Here is a 3233-nt window from a genome sequence, read left to right as displayed (position 1 = left end):
GCAAACTATGGTTTAGAAATATCAGCTTAAAAAGATATTCTAAATTGGGTAATCGTTACAACCCACTACTGAAAAGTAGCAAAGCCTATGGAGTGTTATAGCAAACCAAAGTAGCTTCGGCAAAATGGGACATTATGAAGTGGGAAAGAAACAAAATCTTTAATTTGTAGATTTTCATAGATTTTTGGTAACGGAAAAAAAAGATGCTTAGACCTAGAAGACTTAGGATGAATGAAGGAATAAGAAGTTTAGTAAGGGAGACCACATTAAAGGTTAATGACTTTATATATCCCATATTTGTAGTAGAGGGAGAAAAGATAAAAAGGGAAATAGAAACTTTACCTGGAATACATCATTTTTCTTTGGATATGCTTGAGGACGAAATAAAAGAAATTAAAGATTTAGGAATTAAATCTATCATATTATTTGGACTTCCAGAGTCTAAGGATGAAGTAGGAAGTAGTGCCTATGATAATGATGGAATAGTACAAAGGGCCATAAAAAAGGTTAAAGAAATAGACAAGGACATGTTTGTAGTTACAGATGTATGCATGTGTCAGTATACTAGCCATGGTCATTGTGGAATACTAAAGGATAAATATGTGGATAATGATGAAACCTTAGAATATTTATCTAAAATATCCCTATCCCATGCTGTAGCGGGAGCAGATATGGTAGCTCCATCAGATATGATGGATGGAAGAATAGAAGCCATGAGAAATATTTTAGATGATAATGGATTTGAAAACATATCTATCATGTCCTATAGTGCTAAATATGCATCGGCCTTTTATGGACCCTTTAGAGCTGCTGCAAACTCAACACCTGGATTTGGAGACAGAAAAACTTATCAAATGGACCCAGCCAACAGATTAGAAGCTATGAAAGAGGTAGAGCTTGATCTACTTGAGGGTGCTGATATAGTTATGGTAAAGCCAGCTTTAGCCTACTTAGATGTAATAAGAGAGGTGAAGGATATGGTAAATGTACCTGTGGCAGCCTACAATGTGAGTGGTGAATATGCCATGATAAAGGCAGCTGCAAAGGCTGGCCTTGTGAATGAGAAAAACATAATATTAGAAACGCTAACTTCCATAAAAAGGGCAGGAGCAGATATAATAATCACATACCATGCAAAGGAAGCTGCAAAATGGTTAAAGGGGGAACTTTAAAGATGAATTTAGAGAAATCTATGAATGCTTTTGAAGAAGCAAAAAAATATATACCAGGGGGAGTAAATAGTCCAGTAAGAGCCTTTGGTGGAGTTGGAATTAACCCTCCATTCATAAAAAGTGGAAAGGGAAGCAAAATATATGATGTGGATGGAAATGAATATGTGGATTATGTAGGTTCTTGGGGGCCTCTTATTTTAGGTCATGCCAATGAAATTGTAACGGAGGAATTAAAAAAGGTTATAGACATGGGTACTAGCTATGGAGCTCCTACAGAAATAGAAACTAAGCTTGCAAAGCTTGTTTGTGAGGCTGTAGACTCTGTAGATATGGTTAGGATGGTTAACTCTGGAACAGAGGCTACTATGAGTGCCCTAAGACTTGCTAGAGGTTATACGGGAAGGGATAAAATCGTAAAGTTTGAAGGAAACTACCATGGCCACTCAGATAGTCTACTTATAAAGGCAGGATCAGGTGCCCTACACTTTGGAGTTCCAAATAGCCCAGGAGTACCTGCTGATATAGCTCAAAATACCATAACAGCCAAATATAATGACATAGAAGACATAACTAATATATTTAAAGAAGTAGGACAAGAAATAGCAGCAGTTATAATAGAGCCTATAGCAGGAAATATGGGGGTAGTACCAGCAACTCAGGAATTTATGGATACCTTATCTAAATTAACAAAGGAACATGGGGCCTTATTAATCATAGATGAGGTTATGACAGGATTTAGAGTGGCATATAAGTGTGCCCAAAGTCTTTATAATGTAACTCCTGACTTGACTACCTTTGGTAAAATAATAGGAGGAGGACTGCCAGTAGGGGCTTATGGGGGTAGAAGTGACATAATGGAGAAAATATCACCAGTTGGTCCTGTATACCAAGCAGGAACCTTATCCGGAAATCCCCTTGCCATGATGGCAGGTTATATAACCCTTAAAACTTTAAGGGATAATCCTGAAATTTATGATGAATTAGAAGAAAAAGCAAAAAAATTAGAAAAGGGATTTGAAGAAAATGCCAAGAGTTTAGGAGTTAAGGTTACTACCAATAGGGTAGGGTCTATGCTTTGTACTTTCTTTAATGAAAATCCCGTTGTAGACTTTGAAAGTGCTACAAAGAGTCATGTTGATAAATTTAATATATACTTTAGAGAAATGTTAAAAGAAGGTGTATATATAGCACCATCACAGTTCGAAGCATCCTTCATATCCATAAAACATACGGATGAAGATATTGACAAAACCATAAAAGCAAATTATAATTCACTTAAAAAGACTATTAAATAATTAGAAGATGTTGACAAAGTTTTTTACTTTGTCAACAGCCTAATAGTTTTAATAAAATCATTAAATACTAAGTAATTAAGAAACTAAACAAAGGAGTTATAGACATGAGTTTATTTGAAAATTGGAAAGACATGGCATACAAGCATACATCAAGGGATACTTTTGAAAAGTTCTGGGGAGAATATGCTAAAGTAGAAGGGAAAATATATGCTAACCTTCTTGAGAATCATGAAGAAAAGTTTGAGGGAACAGTTAAAGGTTTAGCAGAAAAATTTGAAACTACTAATGAATACATAGTAGGATTCTTAGATGGAATCAATGAAAGTGTTAAGGAAAGCATGGATTTAGAAGGTGCAACTGAAGATACATCTGTAAGTTTAGAAGTGAACTATGAAAAATTATTCTTTAATATGCTAGAGGCTAGAGCTGATTATCTATACAATTTACCTGAGTGGTCAGGAGTATTAAGTGTAGAAGAAAGAGAAAACATAGTTAAGAAATTTAAGAAATCAAAAACTGTCGTTAACGATAATAAAGTGGGAAGAAATGACCCATGTCCATGTGGCAGTGGAAAAAAATATAAAAAATGTTGTTTAAAATAATCACTTTTCTTATGAAAAGTGTTTTTTTTGTATAAGTGAAAACCACCTGCTGTGCGGGTGGTTCAAAAAAGCTTCCAGCGGTGAGCAGAAAATAAAAGACTCCTTTGTTAGAATAGTATTTAGGTTTGCCGACCAAATACAAAACAAAGGAGAATGCCCAAATG

At 35.0% G+C, this 3233-nt stretch carries 3 protein-coding genes; all 3 read left to right on the top strand.

The features are described from left to right. Positions 1–203: 203 nt before the first annotated feature. The 3 genes from hemB (at position 204) to N4A57_RS15785 (ending at position 3069) form a co-directional block, all read left to right on the top strand. A complete protein-coding gene (hemB, locus tag N4A57_RS15795; protein WP_293659008.1) occupies positions 204–1172 on the top strand; it encodes a porphobilinogen synthase in 969 nt (322 codons plus the stop codon). Between the two features lie 2 nt (positions 1173–1174). After that, a complete protein-coding gene (gene hemL, locus N4A57_RS15790; RefSeq protein ID WP_293659007.1) occupies positions 1175–2467 on the top strand; it encodes a glutamate-1-semialdehyde 2,1-aminomutase in 1293 nt (430 codons plus the stop codon). 104 nt (positions 2468–2571) lie between these two features. Further along, entirely contained in the window at positions 2572–3069 is a 498-nt protein-coding gene (locus tag N4A57_RS15785) for an SEC-C metal-binding domain-containing protein (RefSeq protein ID WP_293659005.1), read from the top strand. Positions 3070–3233 lie beyond the last annotated feature (164 nt).

This window comes from Anaeromicrobium sp., from assembly GCF_025210435.1.
Classification (GTDB): Bacteria; Bacillota; Clostridia; order Peptostreptococcales; family Thermotaleaceae; genus Anaeromicrobium.
Note: the sequence above shows the minus strand (reverse complement) of the source record. Positions and strands in the feature narration are given on the sequence as shown.